Annotated in this window: 21 protein-coding genes; 8 read left to right on the forward strand and 13 right to left on the reverse strand. The window is 70.4% G+C overall.

Going from position 1 to position 18432, the window contains the following annotated elements; genetic code table 11:
- Positions 1-87: 87 nt before the first annotated feature.
- From C1M51_RS11210 to C1M51_RS11225, 4 genes are all read left to right on the forward strand, one after another.
- Positions 88-360 carry a hypothetical protein gene (locus C1M51_RS11210; RefSeq protein WP_129449835.1) on the forward strand — a complete coding sequence of 91 codons (273 nt, stop codon included), beginning with the start codon at positions 88-90 and terminating at the stop codon, positions 358-360.
- An 82-nt stretch (positions 361-442) separates the two neighbouring features.
- Entirely contained in the window at positions 443-997 is a 555-nt protein-coding gene (locus C1M51_RS11215) for a hypothetical protein (RefSeq protein ID WP_129449837.1), read from the forward strand.
- Positions 998-1017: 20 nt separating this feature from the next.
- On the forward strand, positions 1018-1476 hold the full coding sequence (locus tag C1M51_RS11220; protein WP_129449839.1) for a hypothetical protein: 459 nt from the start codon (positions 1018-1020) through the stop codon (positions 1474-1476).
- A gap of 31 nt (positions 1477-1507) precedes the next feature.
- On the forward strand, positions 1508-2161 hold the full coding sequence (locus C1M51_RS11225; RefSeq protein WP_129449840.1) for a glutathione S-transferase family protein: 654 nt from the start codon (positions 1508-1510) through the stop codon (positions 2159-2161).
- A 50-nt stretch (positions 2162-2211) separates the two neighbouring features.
- On the opposite strand, the gene C1M51_RS11230 is transcribed toward C1M51_RS11225, so the two are convergent.
- Complete coding sequence (locus C1M51_RS11230) at positions 2212-2589, reverse strand: carboxymuconolactone decarboxylase family protein (RefSeq protein ID WP_129449842.1); 378 nt, start codon at positions 2587-2589, stop codon at positions 2212-2214.
- A gap of 19 nt (positions 2590-2608) precedes the next feature.
- Positions 2609-2806, reverse strand: a complete 198-nt coding sequence (locus C1M51_RS11235) for a DUF2892 domain-containing protein (RefSeq protein WP_011828007.1) — start codon at positions 2804-2806, stop codon at positions 2609-2611.
- 166 nt (positions 2807-2972) lie between these two features.
- Between C1M51_RS11235 and C1M51_RS11240 the strand changes: the two genes are divergently transcribed.
- Positions 2973-3803 (forward strand): 2-keto-4-pentenoate hydratase, encoded by an 831-nt coding sequence (locus C1M51_RS11240; protein WP_129449844.1) that lies wholly within the window; start codon positions 2973-2975, stop codon positions 3801-3803.
- Between the two features lie 40 nt (positions 3804-3843).
- Here C1M51_RS11240 and C1M51_RS11245 read toward each other — a convergent pair whose 3' ends face one another.
- On the reverse strand, positions 3844-4257 hold the full coding sequence (locus C1M51_RS11245) for a GFA family protein (RefSeq protein WP_011828009.1): 414 nt from the start codon (positions 4255-4257) through the stop codon (positions 3844-3846).
- Between the two features lie 301 nt (positions 4258-4558).
- Here C1M51_RS11245 and C1M51_RS11250 point away from each other — a divergent pair, with 301 nt between their 5' ends.
- From C1M51_RS11250 to C1M51_RS11260, 3 genes are read left to right on the forward strand one after another with little or no spacing between them, the layout of a single operon-like run.
- Complete coding sequence (locus tag C1M51_RS11250) at positions 4559-5071, forward strand: copper resistance protein NlpE (protein ID WP_165349679.1); 513 nt, start codon at positions 4559-4561, stop codon at positions 5069-5071.
- Positions 5072-5094: 23 nt separating this feature from the next.
- On the forward strand, positions 5095-5904 hold the full coding sequence (locus tag C1M51_RS11255; RefSeq protein ID WP_129449847.1) for a mechanosensitive ion channel family protein: 810 nt from the start codon (positions 5095-5097) through the stop codon (positions 5902-5904).
- Positions 5905-5957: 53 nt separating this feature from the next.
- Positions 5958-6815, forward strand: a complete 858-nt coding sequence (locus C1M51_RS11260) for a hypothetical protein (RefSeq protein WP_129449849.1) — start codon at positions 5958-5960, stop codon at positions 6813-6815.
- A gap of 21 nt (positions 6816-6836) precedes the next feature.
- Here C1M51_RS11260 and C1M51_RS11265 read toward each other — a convergent pair whose 3' ends face one another.
- The 10 genes from C1M51_RS11265 to C1M51_RS11310 all read right to left on the reverse strand — a co-directional run bounded on the left by C1M51_RS11265 (position 6837) and on the right by C1M51_RS11310 (position 18386).
- The gene (locus C1M51_RS11265) at positions 6837-7673 is read right to left on the reverse strand and encodes an NAD(P)-dependent oxidoreductase (protein ID WP_036231087.1); all 837 of its coding nucleotides are present in this window, start codon (positions 7671-7673) and stop codon (positions 6837-6839) included.
- A gap of 47 nt (positions 7674-7720) precedes the next feature.
- A complete protein-coding gene (locus tag C1M51_RS11270; RefSeq protein WP_129449850.1) occupies positions 7721-8491 on the reverse strand; it encodes an enoyl-CoA hydratase in 771 nt (256 codons plus the stop codon).
- A 55-nt stretch (positions 8492-8546) separates the two neighbouring features.
- Positions 8547-9053, reverse strand: a complete 507-nt coding sequence (locus C1M51_RS11275; RefSeq protein ID WP_129449852.1) for a DUF1569 domain-containing protein — start codon at positions 9051-9053, stop codon at positions 8547-8549.
- A 66-nt stretch (positions 9054-9119) separates the two neighbouring features.
- Positions 9120-10322, reverse strand: a complete 1203-nt coding sequence (locus C1M51_RS11280) for an acetyl-CoA C-acyltransferase (RefSeq protein ID WP_129449854.1) — start codon at positions 10320-10322, stop codon at positions 9120-9122.
- Positions 10323-10427: 105 nt separating this feature from the next.
- Positions 10428-12824, reverse strand: coding sequence for a 3-hydroxyacyl-CoA dehydrogenase/enoyl-CoA hydratase family protein (locus C1M51_RS11285; RefSeq protein WP_129449856.1), 2397 nt, complete (start codon positions 12822-12824; stop codon positions 10428-10430).
- 41 nt (positions 12825-12865) lie between these two features.
- Entirely contained in the window at positions 12866-13309 is a 444-nt protein-coding gene (locus tag C1M51_RS11290; protein WP_011828018.1) for a DUF2147 domain-containing protein, read from the reverse strand.
- A 14-nt stretch (positions 13310-13323) separates the two neighbouring features.
- Entirely contained in the window at positions 13324-15114 is a 1791-nt protein-coding gene (locus C1M51_RS11295) for an acyl-CoA dehydrogenase C-terminal domain-containing protein (protein ID WP_129449860.1), read from the reverse strand.
- Between the two features lie 53 nt (positions 15115-15167).
- Complete coding sequence (locus C1M51_RS11300) at positions 15168-15848, reverse strand: TetR/AcrR family transcriptional regulator (RefSeq protein ID WP_011828020.1); 681 nt, start codon at positions 15846-15848, stop codon at positions 15168-15170.
- Positions 15849-15990: 142 nt separating this feature from the next.
- A complete protein-coding gene (locus C1M51_RS11305; RefSeq protein ID WP_129449862.1) occupies positions 15991-16974 on the reverse strand; it encodes an FHA domain-containing protein in 984 nt (327 codons plus the stop codon).
- On the reverse strand, positions 16971-18386 hold the full coding sequence (locus tag C1M51_RS11310; RefSeq protein ID WP_129449864.1) for a S1C family serine protease: 1416 nt from the start codon (positions 18384-18386) through the stop codon (positions 16971-16973). The genes C1M51_RS11305 and C1M51_RS11310 overlap by 4 nt, the downstream gene beginning before the upstream one ends.
- Between the last annotated feature and the right edge of the window lie 46 nt (positions 18387-18432).

Genomic DNA, 18432 nt, shown 5'->3' on the forward strand with positions numbered 1-18432 from the left:
CTTGGACGCCGCGTTTCACGGCGGGCCCCCACCATCCCCCCTCCGGCGGGGTGGATGGTGCCGGGCGCCGGAACTACGCTCATTCGCATGAGCTACGCCGCCTTCCTGTCGTTCAACAACCGCGCCGCGCTGGCGCGATCCACCCGCGCCGGGTGCTATACCTGCCTGGGCAGCTTCACGCCGGCCGACGTGCGCCACTGGATCCACGACGACACCACGGCGCTGTGCCCGATCTGCGGTGCCGACACGGTGCTGCCCGGCGTGAGCGATGCGGCGACGCTGCATTCGGCACGTGCTTCGCAGTTTGACGAAGCCGAGACGGTGCCCGCCGCTCTGTCGATCACGCCCGAGTGGCTGTAGTCGGCGCTGCCGGCTGTTGCGCGTGCGGCGCACCTGGCGCTGCGTACACTGGCGCCGCTCGCACCGGGGAGAGGAGTCACCCATGAACACTTGCAGGCGCCATGGCGCCCACACGCCGGCTCGAACCGGCGGAGACGGCGGCGACGTCGGGTCGCTCGATGCCCACCCGCGGCGGCCCCTCGAGGGCCGCGCTGGCGGTGGGGGCCGGCGGGGGCTCATTCCGGTCCTGGCAGGCTCGCTGCTGCTGTGGCTGCCGGCCGCTTCGGCCGGCGAACGCGCCTACCGCTGCGAGGTGGTCGAGCACCTGATCCAGCAGGGCCCGAACGGCGCCATCGCCCGGCCAGCCAATCCCTACCTGATCGGCGTGGTGTTCACCGTGGATCGCACGGCCGGGCGACCGGCCGCGGGACCTGCCGTGGGGCCCGGTTCGACGCCGGCCTTCGGACGCGTCGACGGCCGCGTGCAGGTGCTGGCCGCGGGCAACACCGAGAGCTCCTTCGTCGCCACCTCGGTGGCGCCCGCCACCGGCGGTGGCGTGCACTTCTCGGCCATCCGGATCGAGGAGTACGCGTTCGAGGCAAAGAAGCCCTTCGTGCTGATGGAGGGTTCGATGGTGATCTCCGGGACCTGCGAATGATTTCGGCGACGACGACGATGATGAAAGGGATCCGTGCGACCTGGGCCGCAGCCGCGCTGTTACCGCTGCTGCTGTCCGGCTGCGCCAGCCACTACTACCAGCCGCCGCCGGGCCCCACCGCGCAGCTGCGTTTCAAGACCTGGGGCACCTATGCGCACATCGACCCCGAACGCTCGTGCAAGACCCGCTGGCGGCTCGACGTGCCGGTGGCCAAGGACAAGGAGCGCGTGGTGAGCATCCAGGCCGGCGCGCCGCTGCGCATCGAGGAGGGCATGACGATGGACACGGTGTTCTCCGGTGGCCATTGCACGGTCGCGGCCAGCTTCCTGCCCGAGGCCGGTGCGGTCTACGAGTCGGAGTTCATCACCGATGGCCGACGCTGCCGCCTGCGCCTCTGGCGGCTCGATCCCGATGGCGCCCGCATGCCCGAGCCCAGCGCGAAGCCCGACACGCCGATACATTGCGAGTTCTCGCTCTGACTTCGTTCGCGCAGGAGGCGCCGCCCGCACCATGCAACTCATCGGCATGCTCGATTCGCCCTATGTCCGCCGCGTCGCGGTGTCGCTGCAGCTGCTGGGGCTGCCGTTCGAGCACCGCTCGATCTCGGTGTTCCGGGGCTTCGACACGTTCCGCCAGATCAGCCCGGTGGTCAAGGCGCCGTCGCTGGTGTGCGATGACGGCAGCGTGCTGCTCGACTCGAACCTGATCCTCGAACATGCCGAGACGCTGGCGGCGGCCCTGCCGGCGGCGCGGCGCCGCAGCCTGATGCCGGCCGATCCGGCCGCGCGGCTGCGCACGCTGAGCCTGCTGGGCCTGGCGCTCGCTGCCTGCGAGAAGAGCGTGCAGATCGTCTACGAGAACCTGCGCCCGGCCGACAAGGTGCATGCGCCGTGGTTCGACCGCGTCAGCGGCCAGCTGCGCGTGGCCTATGGCGAACTGGAGGCTGCGCTGGCGCAGCGGCCGCTGGCGGTGGACAGCGACCACATCGACCAGGCCGGCGTCTCCATCGCGGTGGCCTGGCGCTTCACGCAGGCGCTGATCCCCGAGGTGGTGGACGCGGCGGCACATCCGCGGCTCGCCGCGCATGCGGCGCAGGCCGAGGCGCTGCCGGTCTTCCGTGCCGCGCCCCACGGTGAGGGCAGCTACCCGGCCGCGACCGTGTAGCGCCGGCCGGCGCACCGCCGTCTCCTGTCGCGTGTGACGGCGGCGCGCTACTAGATGTCGGAACCGCGCGCGAACTCGTCGTAGGCGGCCACCGCATGGGCCGCATACATCAGCGACGGTCCGCCGCCCATGTAGACGGCGACGCCCAGCGCTTCGTCCAGCTCCTGCCGCGACGCGCCGAGCTTCGTCAACGCCTGCATGTGAAACCCGATGCACGGGTCGCAGCGCGCGGCCACGCTCAGTGCCACAGCGATCAGCTCCTTGGTCTTCTTGTCCAGCGCGCCATCGGCCATCGCTGCGCGGCCCAGCTCGCCGAAACCCTTCATCACGTCGGGGACGCCCGTGCGCAGGGTGGCAAGCCGAGCGGAAATATCCAGGGTCAGCTCTCGGTACCGGGCGGGAGGGCGGTTGTCGGTGCGGTCGGCCATGGCGGTGCGTGCCTGTCGCTCACTTGCCGCTGCGCGTGGCGCAGGTGTTCAGCCCGAACGGCAGGTAGGCGGGGCAGAAGCGGAACAAACCGGTGGCGATCGGCACCACGCCGAGCCAGCCCCAGGGGCCTATGACACCTGCCACGGTGGCGGCGATCAGTGCGGCGCCGACGACGATGCGCACGCTGCGGTCGAGGGTTCCCACGTTGGGGTTCATGGCGTTTCTCCTGGAGTGAAGCCGACCTCATCATCTCGCCGTGCGGCGGGTGCAGCGCTGACATGGATCAAGACCGGGGTTCGAACAGGAAAGGGGATTGACTTCGTTCGACCGCCACCGCTAGCGTGCCGCTGTCGATTTCGAGCGACGCTTCGGGGATGCACGCATGACGATGACCATCGCACCGCCCTCTCTCGACGCCCTGGCTCGGCAGATCCAGGCCGCACAGGACGCGACCCGGCAGATCGAGCCCTTCACGTCGCAGCTCGACGGCTTCGACGTGCCGGCCGCGTACGCGGTGGCGCAGCTCGTGCACGAGGCACGGCTGCGGGAAGGCGCGCGCGCGATCGGTCGCAAGATCGGCTTCACCAACCCGGACATGTGGTCGCTGTACGGCGTGCGCGATCCGGTATGGGCCCACGTCTACGACCGTACCGTGGTGCGTGTGTCGGGTGGACGGCACGTGTGCCGGCTGGCGCCGTTCACCGAGCCGAAGATCGAGCCCGAGATCGTGCTGCACTTCCATCGCGCGCCGCCGGCGGGCGCCGACCCGGCCGCACTGCTGGACTGCATCGACTGGGTGGCGCATGCGTTCGAGATCGTGCAGTCGCATTTCCCGGGCTGGAAATTCCGCGCTGCCGATACGGTGGCCGACGCCGCGCTGCACGGTGCACTGCTGGTCGGCGAGCCGCAGCCGGTGGCGCGCCTGCAACCCGGCCTGCGCTCGGCGTTGGCGGCCTTTTCTTTGGAGCTGGTGTGCGACGGCGCGGTGCGCGAGGTGGGCGTGGGCGCCAACGTGCTGGGCAACCCGCTGGCCGCGCTGGCGCACCTGGCCGGCGTGCTGTCGCGTCAGCCGCAGGCGCTGCCGCTGCAGGCCGGCGAACTGGTGACCACCGGCACGCTCACCACCGCGCAGCCGGTGCGTGCGGGGCAGACCTGGCACACCGTGCTGCGTGGCATCGACCTGCCGGGGCTGGCGGTCGAGTTCGTCGACTGACGCGCGCGCGGCGCGGCGCCGCGGGGTTCTCGGCGGCTCCTCAGCCCAGCGGCGGATTGGCCGGCATGCGGGCCCGGCTCGGATCCTGCGCCACCCAGGGCTGGGCGTGGTCGCACCAGATCTCCATCTGCGGCTGCAGCGCCGAGGTGTCGTCCAGCGTGCCGGCCTTCAGGAAAGTGAGGGCGGGTGCGGCCGCCACCTCGGAGACGATGGCCGAGCCGCAGTTCGGGCAGAACTTGCGATCCACCGGCAGGCCGCTCTCGCCGGTGTCGCGGTAGGTGGACACCGGGCCACCCTCGATCACCAGGCTCTCGCGCGGCAGGCCGAGCACGATGGAGAACGAGGTGCCCGACTGCTTCTGGCAGTGCTTGCAGTGGCACACGGCGGTGAACACCGGTTGCGCCGAGCCGTGATAGCGAACCTTGCCGCACAGGCAGCCGCCGACGATTTCCATGGGAGAGTCTCCTTCAGATCCGGGCATCGGACGCGCCCGCTGGGGCGACGCTAGCACCGTGGGTGGCGGCGCGCCAGCGGGCGGTTGCGGGTGTTCCGGCGCATGACAGTCGGATCGGTGCAAGACGGGCGGTGCGGTCGCGCCGTGGTGGCCTGGAAATCGGCTACAAAGCGGTGGGAGCCAGTGGGGGCTGGAGCGAGGGCGGTCGATGATTCGAACAGTTGGCGGTGGCGCCATGGCGCTGGCGCATCGCGCGCCGGGCGTGCCGCGGTGGCTTGTGCCGTGTCTGGCTTTCGTCCTGATGGGCGGAGCGCTCGCCAGCGCATCGGCGCAATCGACCCTGCCGGTGCCCGCCACCTTCGCCGGCGTCCTGCCCTGTGCCGACTGCGCCGGCGTGGCGCAGACGCTCACGCTGCGTGCGGACGGCCTGTACCGCCTGCGCCGCACCTACCTGGGCAAGCCGGAGGGGCCGTACTCCGAACTCGGCCACTGGAAGCTGAATGCCGCCGGCACGCTGCTGATGCTGCGCGGCGAGACGGACACGCTGCTGTTCGCGGTGACACCCGCGGGCGCCGAGGACGAGGGCGGGCTGCGCCTGCTCGACCGCCGCGGCCAGCCCATCGAGTCGGACGCCAATCTTGCCCTGCGCCGCACGGCGGCGCTCGATCCGGTGGCGTTCACCGACTGCGACGGCGGCGTGCGCGAGCGCGTCGCCGACGACGGGCCGGGCAGCGCCGACGCACCACTTGGCGTGGCCTGCGGGGCGCCGCAGGTTCCGGCCCACGATGCCCCGACGCCCCAGCCCCAGCACTGACAACTCAACGGGAGGACCACTCCATGGACATCGACGCATTGCAGACCTTCCTCGGCACCACCGTGACCGCGGTGATCCTCAAGATCCTGGCCGCGCTCGCGTTCTGGCTCGTCGGCCGCTGGCTGATCGGCCGGGTGATCGCGCTGGTGCAGGCGGCCATGAGTCGCAACCACGTCGACCCCACGCTGACCAAGTACCTGGGCTCGATCATCGCCGTCGCGCTGAACATCGCGCTGGTGCTCGGCATCCTGGGCTACTTCGGGATCGAGACCACCTCCTTTGCGGCGATGCTGGCCGGCGCCGGCGTGGCGATCGGTGCGGCGTGGAGCGGGCTGCTCGGCAACTTCGCGGCCGGCGCCTTCATGTTGATCCTGCGGCCCTTCAAGGTGGGCGACTTCGTCAGCGTGGGCGGCGTGGTGGGCACGGTGCGCGAGCTTGGCCTGTTCGGGACCACGATCGTCACGCCCGACAACGTGATGACGATCGTGGGCAACGGCAAGATCTTCGGCGACACGATCCAGAACTTCTCCGTGCTGCCGGTGCGGCGCGTCGAGCGGGTGGCGCAGCTGGCCCACGGCGTGGATCCGCTCGATGCGATCGCGCGCCTGAAGGCCGCGGTGGCGCAGATCCCGAACATCTCCAAGGACATGCCGCCCGAGGTGAACCTGCTCGACTTCAAGCTCGAAGGACCGCAGATCGCGGTGCGCCCCTACGCCCACACCGATCACTACTGGCAGGTCTACTTCGACACCAACGAGGCGATCGTGCGGGTGTGCCAGGAAGCCGGCTGGCCGGTACCGTCGGCGCTGCACCAGGTCATCAAGCCGGCGTGAGCCGCTGCGCAATGTCGACCCCGGCACTTCCCGCTTCACGCTGAGCCGTCCGCGTGGCCGCGCTGCTCGAAGTCCTGGCGTCGATCCCGGCCGCGGTGTGGTCGGGCCTGCTCGGGGCGCTGCTGGCCTTGAGCGGCGTGCTGCTGTCCAACCGCAGCAACACCCAGCGGCTGAAGGTGCAACTGGCACACGACGCCGCCGAGAAAGCGAAGGAACGCACCGCCACGCTGCGCCGAGAGACCTGCCTGCGCACCGTGGAGGCGCTGGCCAACGTGAGCGCCTTTCTCGGCGGCCTGCCCCAGGCGGATCTGGCCAAGGCGAACGCCACCGAAGCCCTGCAGGGCTTTCTCGCCGCGGCGGCCCGCCTGCAACTGGTGGGCGAGCCGAAGACCGCGTTGCTGGTCAGCGAGCTGGCCGCGGCCTACGGCGAGCTGCTGCTGCGCCTGATGGTCGATCTGCAGCCGATGCAACTGCTGCGCGCCGAGATCGCGGTGTGCGATGCGTTCCACGACAAGGCGCAAGCCGAGATCAACCGACTGCTGGGCGAGATGTCGAAGCTCGACGAGGCGGCGCAGCCCAACCCCGCGGTGTTCCAGGCTCTGGGCCGCACGCTCGACTTCCATCGCGATCGTGCCGCCGAGCTGAACGCCGAGCGCATCCGGCACGGCCTGCGCTTCGCCGAGCTCCAGGCCGTGTTCATCCGCCATCTGTTCGCCGAGATGAAGCACATCGGCGCGCAGCAGATACCGGTGCTGGTGGAGATCCGCCGCGACCTGGGCCTGGGGGGCGACCTGACGGCATACCGATCGCAACTCGAGGCCCAGCACCAGCGCGTCGCCGAGCAGCTGGACCGCACGCTGGCCGCACTGCAGGCCGGCGCGACGGCGGCGCTGGGCGACGCGGCCGCCTGAGAGGGCCGACGCCCGCGCGGTTCAGTCGACGAAGAAGTCCAGCACGAAGTCCTTCGTGCCGGGCGTGACGCTGTACTTCTCGAGGTCGGTGATGCCGTGCTGTGCGAGCAGCGTGTCGTCGATGAAGAAGTTGCCGGTCACCGTCTTCGCGTCGCGGGTCAGCACCAGCCAGGCGGCGTCGGCCAGGATCTCCGGCGTGCGGCAGCGGGCGATGTCGATGCCGGGGATCATCTGCAGCGCCGCGGTGGCGATGGCGGTGCGCGGCCACAGGCTGTTGACGGCGATGCCCTGGCTCCTGAACTCCGCCGCGTGCCCCAGCGTGCATTCGCTCATGCCGTACTTCGCCATCGTGTAGGCCACGTGGTTCTTGAACCAGTGCGGCTTCATCGACAGCGGCGGGCTCATGTTCAGCACGTGCGGGTTGCGGCCGGCCGCGGCGCTCTTCAGCAGTTCCGGCAGGCAGGCCTGGGTGCACAGGTAGGTGCCGCGCACGTTGACGCCGAACATCAGGTCGAAGCGCTTCATCGGCGTCATCGGCGTCGGCGTGAGGCTGATTGCGCTGGCGTTGTTGACCAGGATGTCGATGCCGCCGAAGCGTTCGACCGTCTGCGCCACCGCGGCCAGCACGCTGGCCTCGTCGCGGATGTCGCCGGCGATTGCCAGCGCCTGGCCGCCCGCGGCCTCGATTTCCGCCGCGGCGCTGTAGATGGTGCCCGGCAGCTTGGGGTTGGCCTCGGTGGTCTTGGCCACGATCGCGATGCGCGCGCCGTCGGCCGCGGCGCGCTTCGCGATCGCCAGGCCGATGCCGCGGCTGGCGCCGGTGATGAACAGGGTCTTGTCGCGCAGGGTCGTCGTCATGGCAGCGTCCTCGAAGCAGGGCAGGCAGGGGGCGGGAGTGCGTGGGCTCAGACCTTGCTGAAGTCCGGCTTGCGCTTGTCCATGAAGGCTGCGAACGCCTCGCGTGCCGCCGGGCCGCGCAGCAGCGGACCGAACACCTCGCCTTCGGCAGCCATCGCCGTGGCCACCGCGTCGGCCGATGCGGCCTTCATCAGGCGCTTGGTCGCGACCAGCGCGCTCTGCGGCTTGTCGGCCAGCCGGCGCGCCTGCGCCTGCGCGAAGCGGTTCACCTCGCCGGGCGGCAGGATGCGGTTCACCAGGCCCCACTCCGCCGCCTGCTCGGCGCCGAAGGGTTCGCCCAGCAGCAGGGCCTCGGCAGCGCGCACCTGGCCGAGTCGCGCCGGCAGCAGCAGGCTCGACGCCGCCTCGGGGCACAGCCCCAGGTTCACGAACGGCAGGCTGAACTTCGCGTTGTCGCCGGCGTAGACCAGGTCGCAATGCAGCAGCAGCGTGGTGCCGATGCCGACCGCCGCGCCGCACACCGCGGCCACCAGCGGCTTCGGGAAGCTGCGCAGGCCGTGCAGGAAGCGCCACACCTGCGCATCGGCGCTGGCCGGCGGGTCGTTCAGGAAGTCGGCCAGGTCGTTGCCGGCGCTGAAGATCAGCTCGTGGCCCTGGATCACCACGACGCGCACCGCGGCATCGTCGCGGGCCGCGGACAGCGCGTCGGCGAGCGCGGCATACATCGCCGCGGTGATCGAGTTCTTCTTGTCGAGGCGGTTGAAGGTCAGCGTCAGCACGCCGGCTTCGGCGTGGCTCAGGAGGTCGTCGTGGCTCATGTCGGGTCTCCGAGGGGTTGTGCGGGGGAGAGGGGTGTCGATCCGGCGCGGCGCCTCAGGCGAGCCGGGTCTCCTCGAACTGCTGCCAGTGGGCGGCCAGGTGCATCTGGTGGGCGCGGGCGTAGGCCGGCTTGTCGAGCACACCGTAGGCGAAGTGCGGCGCCAGCGCGCCATCGTGCGCCTCGAACGCATCCATCGCGCGCAAGAGGCGGAGCGCGGCGGCGTCGGGCGGCAACGCCGCATCGAGCGGCGCAGCACCGGGGAGCGGCTCGTCGAGCGGGTGCGTCATCCGGCCGCGCGCTTCGAACACCGCATGCGCCGCGGCACCCACGGTGTGCGTGAACCAGGCCGGCTTCAGGCGGGGATAGCCGGCCAGCGAGCCCTCGACGCTCTGCGCGAGGTGCTGCAAGGCCTGGCTCAGCGACCAGCGGCCGTTGCTGCGCCAGCGTGAACCCGGCTGCGCCAGCGCGAAGACCGCGTTGCGCGCCTCGGCCCAGCTTGCGAAGCGCTCGATGCGGCCGGGCGCGCAGCCGGCCAAACCGCCGGTCGCGAGGGTTGCCATGCCGGCAGCCAGGACGCGCCGGCGTGGCAGGAGGATCGGGGTCAGGGGAATGGCGTTCACCGCGCGTCAGACGCGTTCAAGGATGCCCGCCGCTCCCTGGCCCATGCCGACGCACATCGTCACCATGCCGTACTTCAGGTTGTGGCGTTGCAGCGCGTGCACGACGGTGGCCGAGCGGATGGCGCCGGTGGCGCCCAGCGGGTGGCCGAGCGCGATGGCGCCGCCCATCGGGTTGACCTTGGCCGGGTCGAGCCCGACGCTGCCGATGACCGCCAGTGCCTGGGCCGCGAAGGCCTCGTTCAGCTCGATCCAGCCCAGGTCGTCGAGCTTCAGCCCGGCGTGCTTCAACGCCAGCGGGATCGCCTCGATCGGGCCGATGCCCATGATCTCGGGCGGCACGCCGCGGATCGCATAGCTGACGAAGCGGGCCAGCGGCTTCAGGTCGAACTGCCGCACCGCCTTCTCGCTGGCGAGGATCAGCGCGCCGGCGCCGTCGCTGGTCTGCGAGCTGTTGCCCGCGGTCACCGACCCCTTGGCGGCGAACACCGGGCGCAGCCGGGCCAGGCCTTCCAGCGAGGTGTCGGGGCGCGGGCCTTCGTCGAGGGTGACCGTGCGGGTCTTGCTGCCGACCTCGCCGGTGGCCAGATTCGGAAAGCGGTCGATCACGTCGATGGGCGTCATCTCGTTGGTGAACTCGCCGGCCGCCTGGGCCGCGAGCGCCCGCTGGTGCGACTGCAGCGCGAAGGCATCCTGCGCCTCGCGGCTCACCTTCCACTGCGCCGCGACCTTCTCGGCGGTGAGGCCCATGCCGTAGGCGATGCCCACGTTCTCGTCCTTCTCGAACACGGCGGGGTTGAACGAGGGCTTGTTGCCACCCATCGGCACCAGGCTCATCGACTCGGCGCCGCCGGCGATCATCACGTCGGCCTCGCCGATGCGGATGCGGTCGGCCGCCATCTGCAGCGCGGTCAGGCCCGAGGCGCAGAAGCGGTTGACCGTGACGCCGCCCACCGACTGCGGCAGGCCGGCCAGCAGCATCGCGGCGCGTGCCATGTTCATGCCCTGCTCGCCCTCGGGGAAGGAGCAGCCGACGATGGCGTCCTCGATGGCCCCCGGGTCGAGCGAAGGCACCTGCCGCAGCGCACTCTGCACCGCCGCGACCAGCAGATCGTCGGGCCGCGTGTTGCGGAAGTAGCCCCGCCCGGACTTGCCGATCGGGGTGCGGGTGGCGGCGACGATGTAGGCGTCCTGAACCTGTCTATTGCTCATCTCTGTGCTCCATCTGGCCTATCGAGTAGCCGCCGCGGATCCGGCTTGGCCGGTCCGCCAGCGGCGCCCCCTGGAGGGGGAGCGGCGAAGCCGCAACGGGGGTGGTCAATTCCGGACCGGCTTGCCGGTCTGCAGCATGCCCATGATCCGTTCCTGGGACTTGGGGTGCTCCAGCAGCGAGCAGAAGTGCCTGCGCTCCAGGCTCATCAGGTAGTCCTCGTCGACCAGCGATCCGGCGTCGACCTCGCCGCCGCACACCACGTCGGCGATCAGCGCGCTGATGTGGAAGTCGTGGGCGCTGATGAAGCCGCCGTCGCGCATGTTGGCGAGCTGGCCCTTGATGGTGGCGATGCCGCTGCGGCCGGCCACCGGGAACAGCCGCTTCACCGGCGCGCGGTAGCCCGACGCGAACAGCGCCTTGGCCTGCTGGGTCGCCACGTAGAGCAGCTCGTCCTTGTGCGGCACGATGACGTCGCCGTCGACCAGGTAGCCGAGCTTGCGGCTCTCGATCGCGCTGGTGCCCACCTTGGCCATCGCGGCGCTGGTGAAGCCGTCGGTCACGAACTTCAGGAGGTCGGCGTTGGCATTGCCGGCGTTCGCCATCTCGGCCGCGCGCCGCGCGATGTAGGTCAGCCCGCCGGCGCCGGGGATCAGGCCCACGCCCACTTCCACCAGGCCGATGTAGCTCTCCATCGCCGCCACGCGCCGCGCGCTGTGGAGGGCCAGCTCGCAGCCGCCGCCCAGCGCCAGGCCGCGCACCGCGGCGACCACCGGCACGCCCGCGTAGCGGATGCGCAGCATCGCGTCCTGCAGCTTCTTTTCCTCCGGCGCGATGCCCTTGGCGCCGCTCTTCATGAACACCGGCATCAGCGCCTCGAGGTTGGCGCCGGCCGAGAACACGTCGTCGGGCGACCAGATCACCAGGCCCTGGAACGTCTCCTCGGCGATCTCGACCGCCTTCAGCAGTCCTTCGGTCACCGTCGGGCTGATCAGGTGCAGCTTGGCGGTGATCGATGCAATGAGCACCTCGCCGTCGAGCGTCCAGACGCGGATCTCGTCGTTGCGGAACAGTTCGGTGCCGCTCTTCAGTGCATCGACCGCACCGCTGCCCAGCACGCTCTCGGGGAAGGGCTGGCGCTGGTAGACCGGCAGCTCGCTGCGCGGCACGAAGGTCCGGCGCGACGGCGACCACGAGCCCTCGGGCGTGTGCACGCCGCCGCGCTCGGCGACCGGGCCGTCGAACACCCAGGCCGGCAGCGGCGCCTTCGAGAGAGCCTTGCCGGCGTCGATGTCGTCCTTGACCCAGCCGGCCACCTGCTGCCAGCCGGCGGCCTGCCACAGCTCGAACGGGCCCTGCTGCATGCCGAAGCCCCAGCGCATCGCGAAGTCGACGTCGCGCGCGTTGTCGGCGATGTCCTCCAGATGCACCGCCGCGTAGTGGAAGGCGTCGCGCAGGATCGCCCACAGAAACTGCGCCTGCGGGTTGCTGCTTTCGCGCAGCAGCTTCAGGCGCTCGGCCGGCGGCTTCTTCAGCATGCGGGCGACGATCTCGTCGGCCTTGCCTCCGCCGGGCACGTAATCCTGCTTGGCGGGGTCGAGCCGCAGGATGTCCTTGCCGACCTTCTTGTAGAAGCCGGCGCCGACCTTCTGGCCCAGCGCGCCCTTGGCGATCAGTGCCGACAGCACCGGCGGCGTCGCGTAGCTCGGGTAGAACGGATCGTCGGCCAGGTTGTCCTGCAGCGTCTTGATGACGTGCGCCATGGTGTCCAGGCCCACCACGTCGGCGGTGCGGAAGGTGCCGCTGCTGGCGCGGCCGAGCTTCTTGCCGGTGAGGTCGTCCACCACGTCGACGCTGAGGCCGAAGGTCTCGGCCTCCTTGATCGTCGCCAGCATGCCGGCGATGCCCACGCGGTTGGCGATGAAGTTCGGTGTGTCCTTGGCACGCACCACGCTCTTGCCGAGGAACGTGGTGACGAAGCTCTCCAGCTCGTCGAGCACGCGATCGTCGGTGGTCGGCGTGTCGATCAGTTCCACCAGCGCCATGTAGCGCGGCGGGTTGAAGAAGTGGATGCCGCAGAAGCGCGGCTTGATGGATTCGGGCAGCGCCGCCGACAGCTGCGTGATCGACAGGCCCGACGTGTTGGACGCCAGGATCGTGTGCGGCGCCACGTGGGGCGCGATCTTCGTGTACAGGTCGAGCTTCCAGTCCATGCGCTCGGCGATCGCCTCGATCACCAGGTCGCACTCGCCGAGCAGCGCCAGGTGCTCCTCGTAGTTGGCGGCGCCGATCAGCGCGGCGTCCTCGGGCACGCCGAGCGGCGCCGGCTTGAGCTTCTTCAGGTTCTCGATGGCCTTCAGGACGATGCCGTTCTTCGGCCCTTCCTTGGCCGGCAGGTCGAACAGCACGACCGGCACCTTCACGTTGACGAGGTGGGCCGCGATCTGCGCGCCCATCACGCCGGCGCCGAGCACGGCGACCTTGCGGACTTGGAATCGACTCATTTCGGTGTTCTCCAGGGATTCATTCGGGGCGTGCGCCAGCGTCACTCGACGCGCGTCCAGGTCTGCGTGCGGCCGAGCAGCGGTGCGCCGATGTAGCCGCGCACCTCGAGCTTCTGTCCGCCGTCGACCGGCTTCACGCGCAGTTTGTAGGTCTTGCCGTTGTTCGGGTCGAGGATCTCGCCGCCGTCCCACAGCGCCGCGTCGCCGGCGTTCTGCTTGATGTTGCGGAGGATCGTCATGCCCAGCACCGGCTGGTCCTTGCGCTCGTCGCTGCACTTGTCGCACCTGGCGTCCTGGCGGGCCGGGTCGAGCAGCTTCTCGACCTTGCCGGTGTACACGCCGCCGGCCTCGGAGATGCGCACCAGCGACTTCTCCTTGCCGGTGTCGTCGTCGACGGTCTTCCATAGGCCGGCCGGCGTGGCCTGGGCCTGGACGGCCAGGGCGGCAAGCGACAGCAGACAGGCGGTGATCACGTGTTTCATCATCGTCTCCTCGTGTTTCAGAACAGCGCCTCGTCCATCGCGAGCAGCGGCTGGACGCCGCTGCGGGCGGTGCGGATCAGGCTCGCGGTCTCGGGCAGCAGCTTGGCGAAATAGAAGCGCGCGGTGGCGAGCTTGGCGGTGTAGAACGGGTCACCGGTGCCCTGCTTCTCCAGCGCGACCTTGGCCGAGCGCGCGAAGAAGTAGGCGAACACCAGGTGGCCGACGACGCGCAGGTAGTCGACTGCGGCGCCACCCACCTCGTCGGCGTTGCCGAAGGCCTTCATGCCGAGTTCGCTGGTCAGCTTGGTGACCTTGTCGCCCAGGTCGGCGAGGGGGTTCACGAACTCCTGCATCGCCTCGACCACGCCTTCCTCCTCGACGAAGTCGACGATCAGCTGGCCGAACTTCTTCAGCTTCGCGCCGTTGTCGGCCAGCACCTTGCGGCCCAGCAGGTCGAGCGACTGGATGGTGTTGGTGCCCTCGTAGATCATGTTGATGCGGGCATCGCGCACGTACTGTTCCATGCCCCATTCCCGGATGTAGCCGTGACCACCGTAGACCTGCAGGCAATGCGAGGTGGCGAGCCAGGCGTTGTCGGTCAGGAAGGCCTTGACGATGGGCGTCAGCAGTGCCACCTGGTCGGCCGCGTCCCGGCGAACCGCCTCGTCGGGGTGCGAAAGCTCGCGGTCGATCAGCAGCGCGCAGTAGAGCGACAGCGCGCGGCCGCCCTCGGCATAGGCGCGTGCCGTCAGCAGCATCTTGCGCACGTCGGGGTGCACGATGATCGGGTCGGCCGGCTTGTCGGGCGCCTTGGGGCCCGACAGGCTGCGCATCTGGATGCGGTCCTTCGCGTAGGCCACCGCGTTCTGGTAGGCCACCTCGGTGAGGCCCAGCGACTGCATGCCCACGCCGAGACGGGCCGCGTTCATCATCACGAACATCGCGGCCAGGCCCTTGTGCGGCTCGCCGACCAGCGTGCCCACGGCGCCGTCCAGGCTGATCTGCGCGGTCGCGTTGCCGTGGATGCCCATCTTGTGCTCGAGGCCGGTGCACCAGATCGGGTTGCGCGCGCCGAGCGAGCCGTCGGGTTGCACCAGGAATTTCGGCACCACGAACAGCGAGATGCCCTTGCTGCCCTGCGGCGCGTCGGGCAGGCGGGCGAGCACCAGGTGGACGATGTTCTCGGCCAGGTCGTGCTCGCCGGAACTGATGAAGATCTTGCTGCCGGTGATCTTGTAGCTGCCGTCGGCCTGCGGCTCGGCCTTGCTGCGCAGCAGGCCGAGGTCGGTGCCGCAGTGCGGCTCGGTCAGGCACATCGTGCCGGTCCAGTGGCCGCTGGTCAGCTTGGGCAGGTAGGTGCGCTTCTGCTCGTCGGTGCCGTGCGTGTGCAGCGCCTCGTAGGCGCCGTGCGTCAGGCCGGGGTACATGGTCCAGGCCTGGTTGGCACTGTTGAGCATCTCGTACAGGCACTGATTCAGCACGATCGGCAGGCCCTGGCCGCCGTAGGCCGGGTCGCAGCTCAGCGCCGGCCAGCCGCCCTCGACGTATTGCGCGTAGGCCTCCTTGAAGCCCTTCGGGGCGGTGACCTCGTGCGTGGTCTTGTCGAGCGTGCAGCCCTGCTCGTCGCCGCTGGCGTTGAGCGGGAAGGTCACCTCGGCGGCGAACTTGCCGCCTTCCTCGAGCACGGCGTTGAGCGTGTCGGCGTCGATCTCGGCGTGCGGCGGCATGGCCTTCAGTGCATCGGTCACGCCCAGCAGTTCGTGCATCACGAACTGCATGTCGCGGATCGGGGGGGTGTAGGTGGCCATCGGTTGCTCCGGAGAGGGATAGAACGAAGAGGAGGGACGAGACCCGAAGGCCCTCAGCGGGCCGGCATCGGCGGCGCGGTCGCGGTCAGGTGGTCGGCGAGGATGCGTTCGAAGCCGCGACCGGCACGCTCGACGGCGCCCGGGTTGCGCATGAAGCGCGCATCGTGGTGCAGCGCGAGGATCAGCCCGTGGATCTCGAACAGCAGTTGCGCGGGGTCGGTGTCGGGTCGCAGGTGGCCCGCGTCGATCGCGAGGCGGATCGCGCGCTGCAGGGCCTGGTGCCAGGTGCGCACCATGGCCACCAGGGCGTCGCGCACCGGGCCGGGCCGGTCGTCGAACTCGACCGCGCCGCTGATGTAGATGCAGCCGGAGTCGACCTCGACCGACACCCGCTTGACCCAGCGCTGGAACAGGCTGCGCAGCCGTGGCAGGCCGCGCGGCTCGTCCATCGAGGGCACGAAGATCTCCTCCTCGAAACGCGTGTGGTACTCGCGGATCACCGAGATCTGCAGTTCCTCGCGCGAGCCGAAATGGGCGAACACGCCCGATTTGCTCATGTGCGTGACTTCGGCCAGCGCGCCGATGGACAAGCCCTCCAGGCCGATCTGCGAAGACAGGCCGAGCGCCGCCTCGAGGATCGTCGCGCGGGTCTGCTGGCCCTTGTGCTGGCCGCGCGGCTGGGCGCGGACGGTGCGGCTCGCGGGGGTGTCGGGGTCGAGCGTCGGGTCGGCCAAGCGGGTCTCCGATGAAAATCGAACGATCGTTCTATTTTGCAGAAAACCCTGCCCTCGGTGTGAGGGGATGAGGCCCTTCTGTAGGGCCGTGTGCCTAACGCACCCTGGGGTTTTCCTGGGGGCGAAGCCAGACGCCGAGCGTTCAGTCCTCGTCGAACGGCGTCAGCCAGGACGGCGCTTCGGTGTCCTTGGCGCGCTGCTCGAGCGGCGCGCGCAGGGCGCCGGCTTCTTCGATGAAGCGCCGGGGATCGACCGTGGGCGCCAGTCGCAGGGCCGGCGGGCCCAGCGTGCTCAGGTAGAGCGGCGCGAACCAGCGGTCGCTGCGCTGGTGGTTCAGCGCCAGCTTCAGGCCGGCGCCGACGACGAACATCGTGGCGAAGCCCACCGCCAGCATCTGGCGGCGCGTCGGCAGGATCAGGCTCAGGTGGCCCCACACCAGGCCGCAGCCAAGGGCCAGCGTGATCAGTTCGCCGCATCGAGCCAGACCTTCCCAGGACAGTGCGAAGGCCGCCAGCGGCAGCAATGCATCGAGCAGCAGTGACACCAGCAGCACACCCAGCGCGAGCTGCAGGTGCGCCAGGTAATCGAAGTGGCGCGTGAAGAGCTTGGAGCCCAGCGCCCACAGGAAGCACCACACGCCCAGCATCACCGGCGTGCCGACCAGCACCGGCAGGTAGCTGCTGAACGGGTCGCCGGGATCGGTCTGCAGCCAGTGCTCGGCCAGCACCCAGGCCAGCAGCAGCACCAGCCCGATCGCGAGGCGGCGCGCATGGACCGGCGGCGCAGCGGCCCACGGCAGCTCGGGCGCCAGGGTCTCACCGGCCAGGCGCAGGCGCAGGCGCGTGCGGCCGATCTGCCATTCGCTGCCACCGACGAGCGTGCCGGTCTCGCCGGCCCGCAGCGTGCGGCCGCCCAGGCGCACGCCGTTCACGCTGTCGCCGACCTGCAGTCGGGGCACGCCGTCCGGGGCGTCCAGCAGCGCGTGGCGCGGCGCGGCATGCGGATCGTCGAGCACCACGTCGCAGTCCAGCGCGCGGCCGATCGAGACCGGCCACCGCAGCACCGGCACGCGGTGCGCCACGGCGCCGTCGCGGTCGAGCAGCTCGATCAGGCCGAGACGGCTCATGGCGCCGCCTTCACGCCGTAGCCCTGCAGGTAGTGCGAGGCCAGTTTCATCGCGTTGTCGAAACTGACGCCGCGGGCGTCGAGGCGGCCCTGCGCGCCGACGCGGGCCTGGTCGAGCGTGGCGACCAGCACGCTGAGGTCGTACAGGCCGGCGAGGCGCTTGTAGGCCGACAGGCACAGCACCGCGCGCAGCGGCAGGCCGTCGCGGTCGACGAAGCGCTCGCTGCACTGCGGCGCGGTGAATTCCTTCGGGTTGCGGCGCCCGAAGCTCTCGTTGCGGAAGCTCGCGCTGTAGCGCTCGGTGAAGCGCAGCCAGCCGAGCTTGCGGCCGTCGTAGGCCTCGTGGCGCGCGCCCAGCGAGCCGGTGAGCAGGCTGCCGCTGACGAAGATCTGCGTGTCCATCTCGCAGTCGGAGCGCTCGAACTCCAGGCCCTTGGTGTCCGCCGGCGTGCTGCGGCCCCAGCAGCGCATGAAGTCTTCCTGTGGCACGGGGATCAGGTAGTGCGGGTGGCCGGCGCTGCGCCAGGGCTGCTGGACGAAGCGTTGCACCACGGCCTCCTGGTGCGCGAGCAGCTGCGCGGTGAGCTGCGGATAGACCGGCGCGGTGATCGGCGCCGCGCCGCGGGCCCGCTCCACCAGGGCCTGCGCGAACGGCGCCGGCACCAGGAAGCTCACCTGCTGGCCGTCGCGCCGCGTGGCGACGTTGACGCCGACCACGCGGCCGGCCTCGTCGAGCGCGGGCCCGCCGCTCATGCCGGAGTTGAGCGCGCCGCCGAAGAAGATGCTGGGGTAGAAGCTGCGCTCGACCAGTCCGTTGTAGTTGCCTTCCAGCACCGCGAAGCCCACGTCGAGCGGGTTGCCGAGCGAGTAGATGCGTTCGCCCTGGGCCAGTGCGTCGTTCGCGGCGCGGAAGGCGAGCGGCTCGCCCGCTGCGTCGACCACGCTGACGCCGCTCTTGCGAGACGGGCCGTTCGGCGGCAGCGCCTTCACGAGCGCCAGGTCGTGGATCGCGTCGAAGCCCAGCAGCTGCAGCGCGCCCTCGCGGCCGTCGACGCGGGTGTAGGTGAGCCGGTAGCGATCGGGCTGCAGCGCCACCTGGCTGACGACGTGGTAGTTGGTGACGATCAGGCCGTCGTCGCTGACGAAGAAACCCGAGCCGACCGAGGCCTGGCTGTCCTGCCCCTTCAGCAGCGTGCGCACCTGCAGCAGCTGGCCGCGCGCGCGCTCGTAGAGCCGCTGCGCGGACGGCGACACGGGCAGCGGCGCGGTGGCGACCGATGGCGCGCCGATCCCGGGCAGCGGGGCGGAGGAGGGAGCGGAGGCGGGGGCGGCGGTCTGCGCACCGATGGCGCCGCTCGCCAGCGCGAACAGCAGCCCGAGTGCACGCTGCCGCCAGGCTCGGGGTCGCGTCATGGCGCCGATTCTGGCAGGTGGCCGCGGCTTACCATGGCCCGGGTTC

This window comes from Methylibium sp. Pch-M (assembly GCF_004136295.1).
Classification (GTDB): Bacteria; Pseudomonadota; Gammaproteobacteria; order Burkholderiales; family Burkholderiaceae_C; genus Methylibium; species Methylibium petroleiphilum.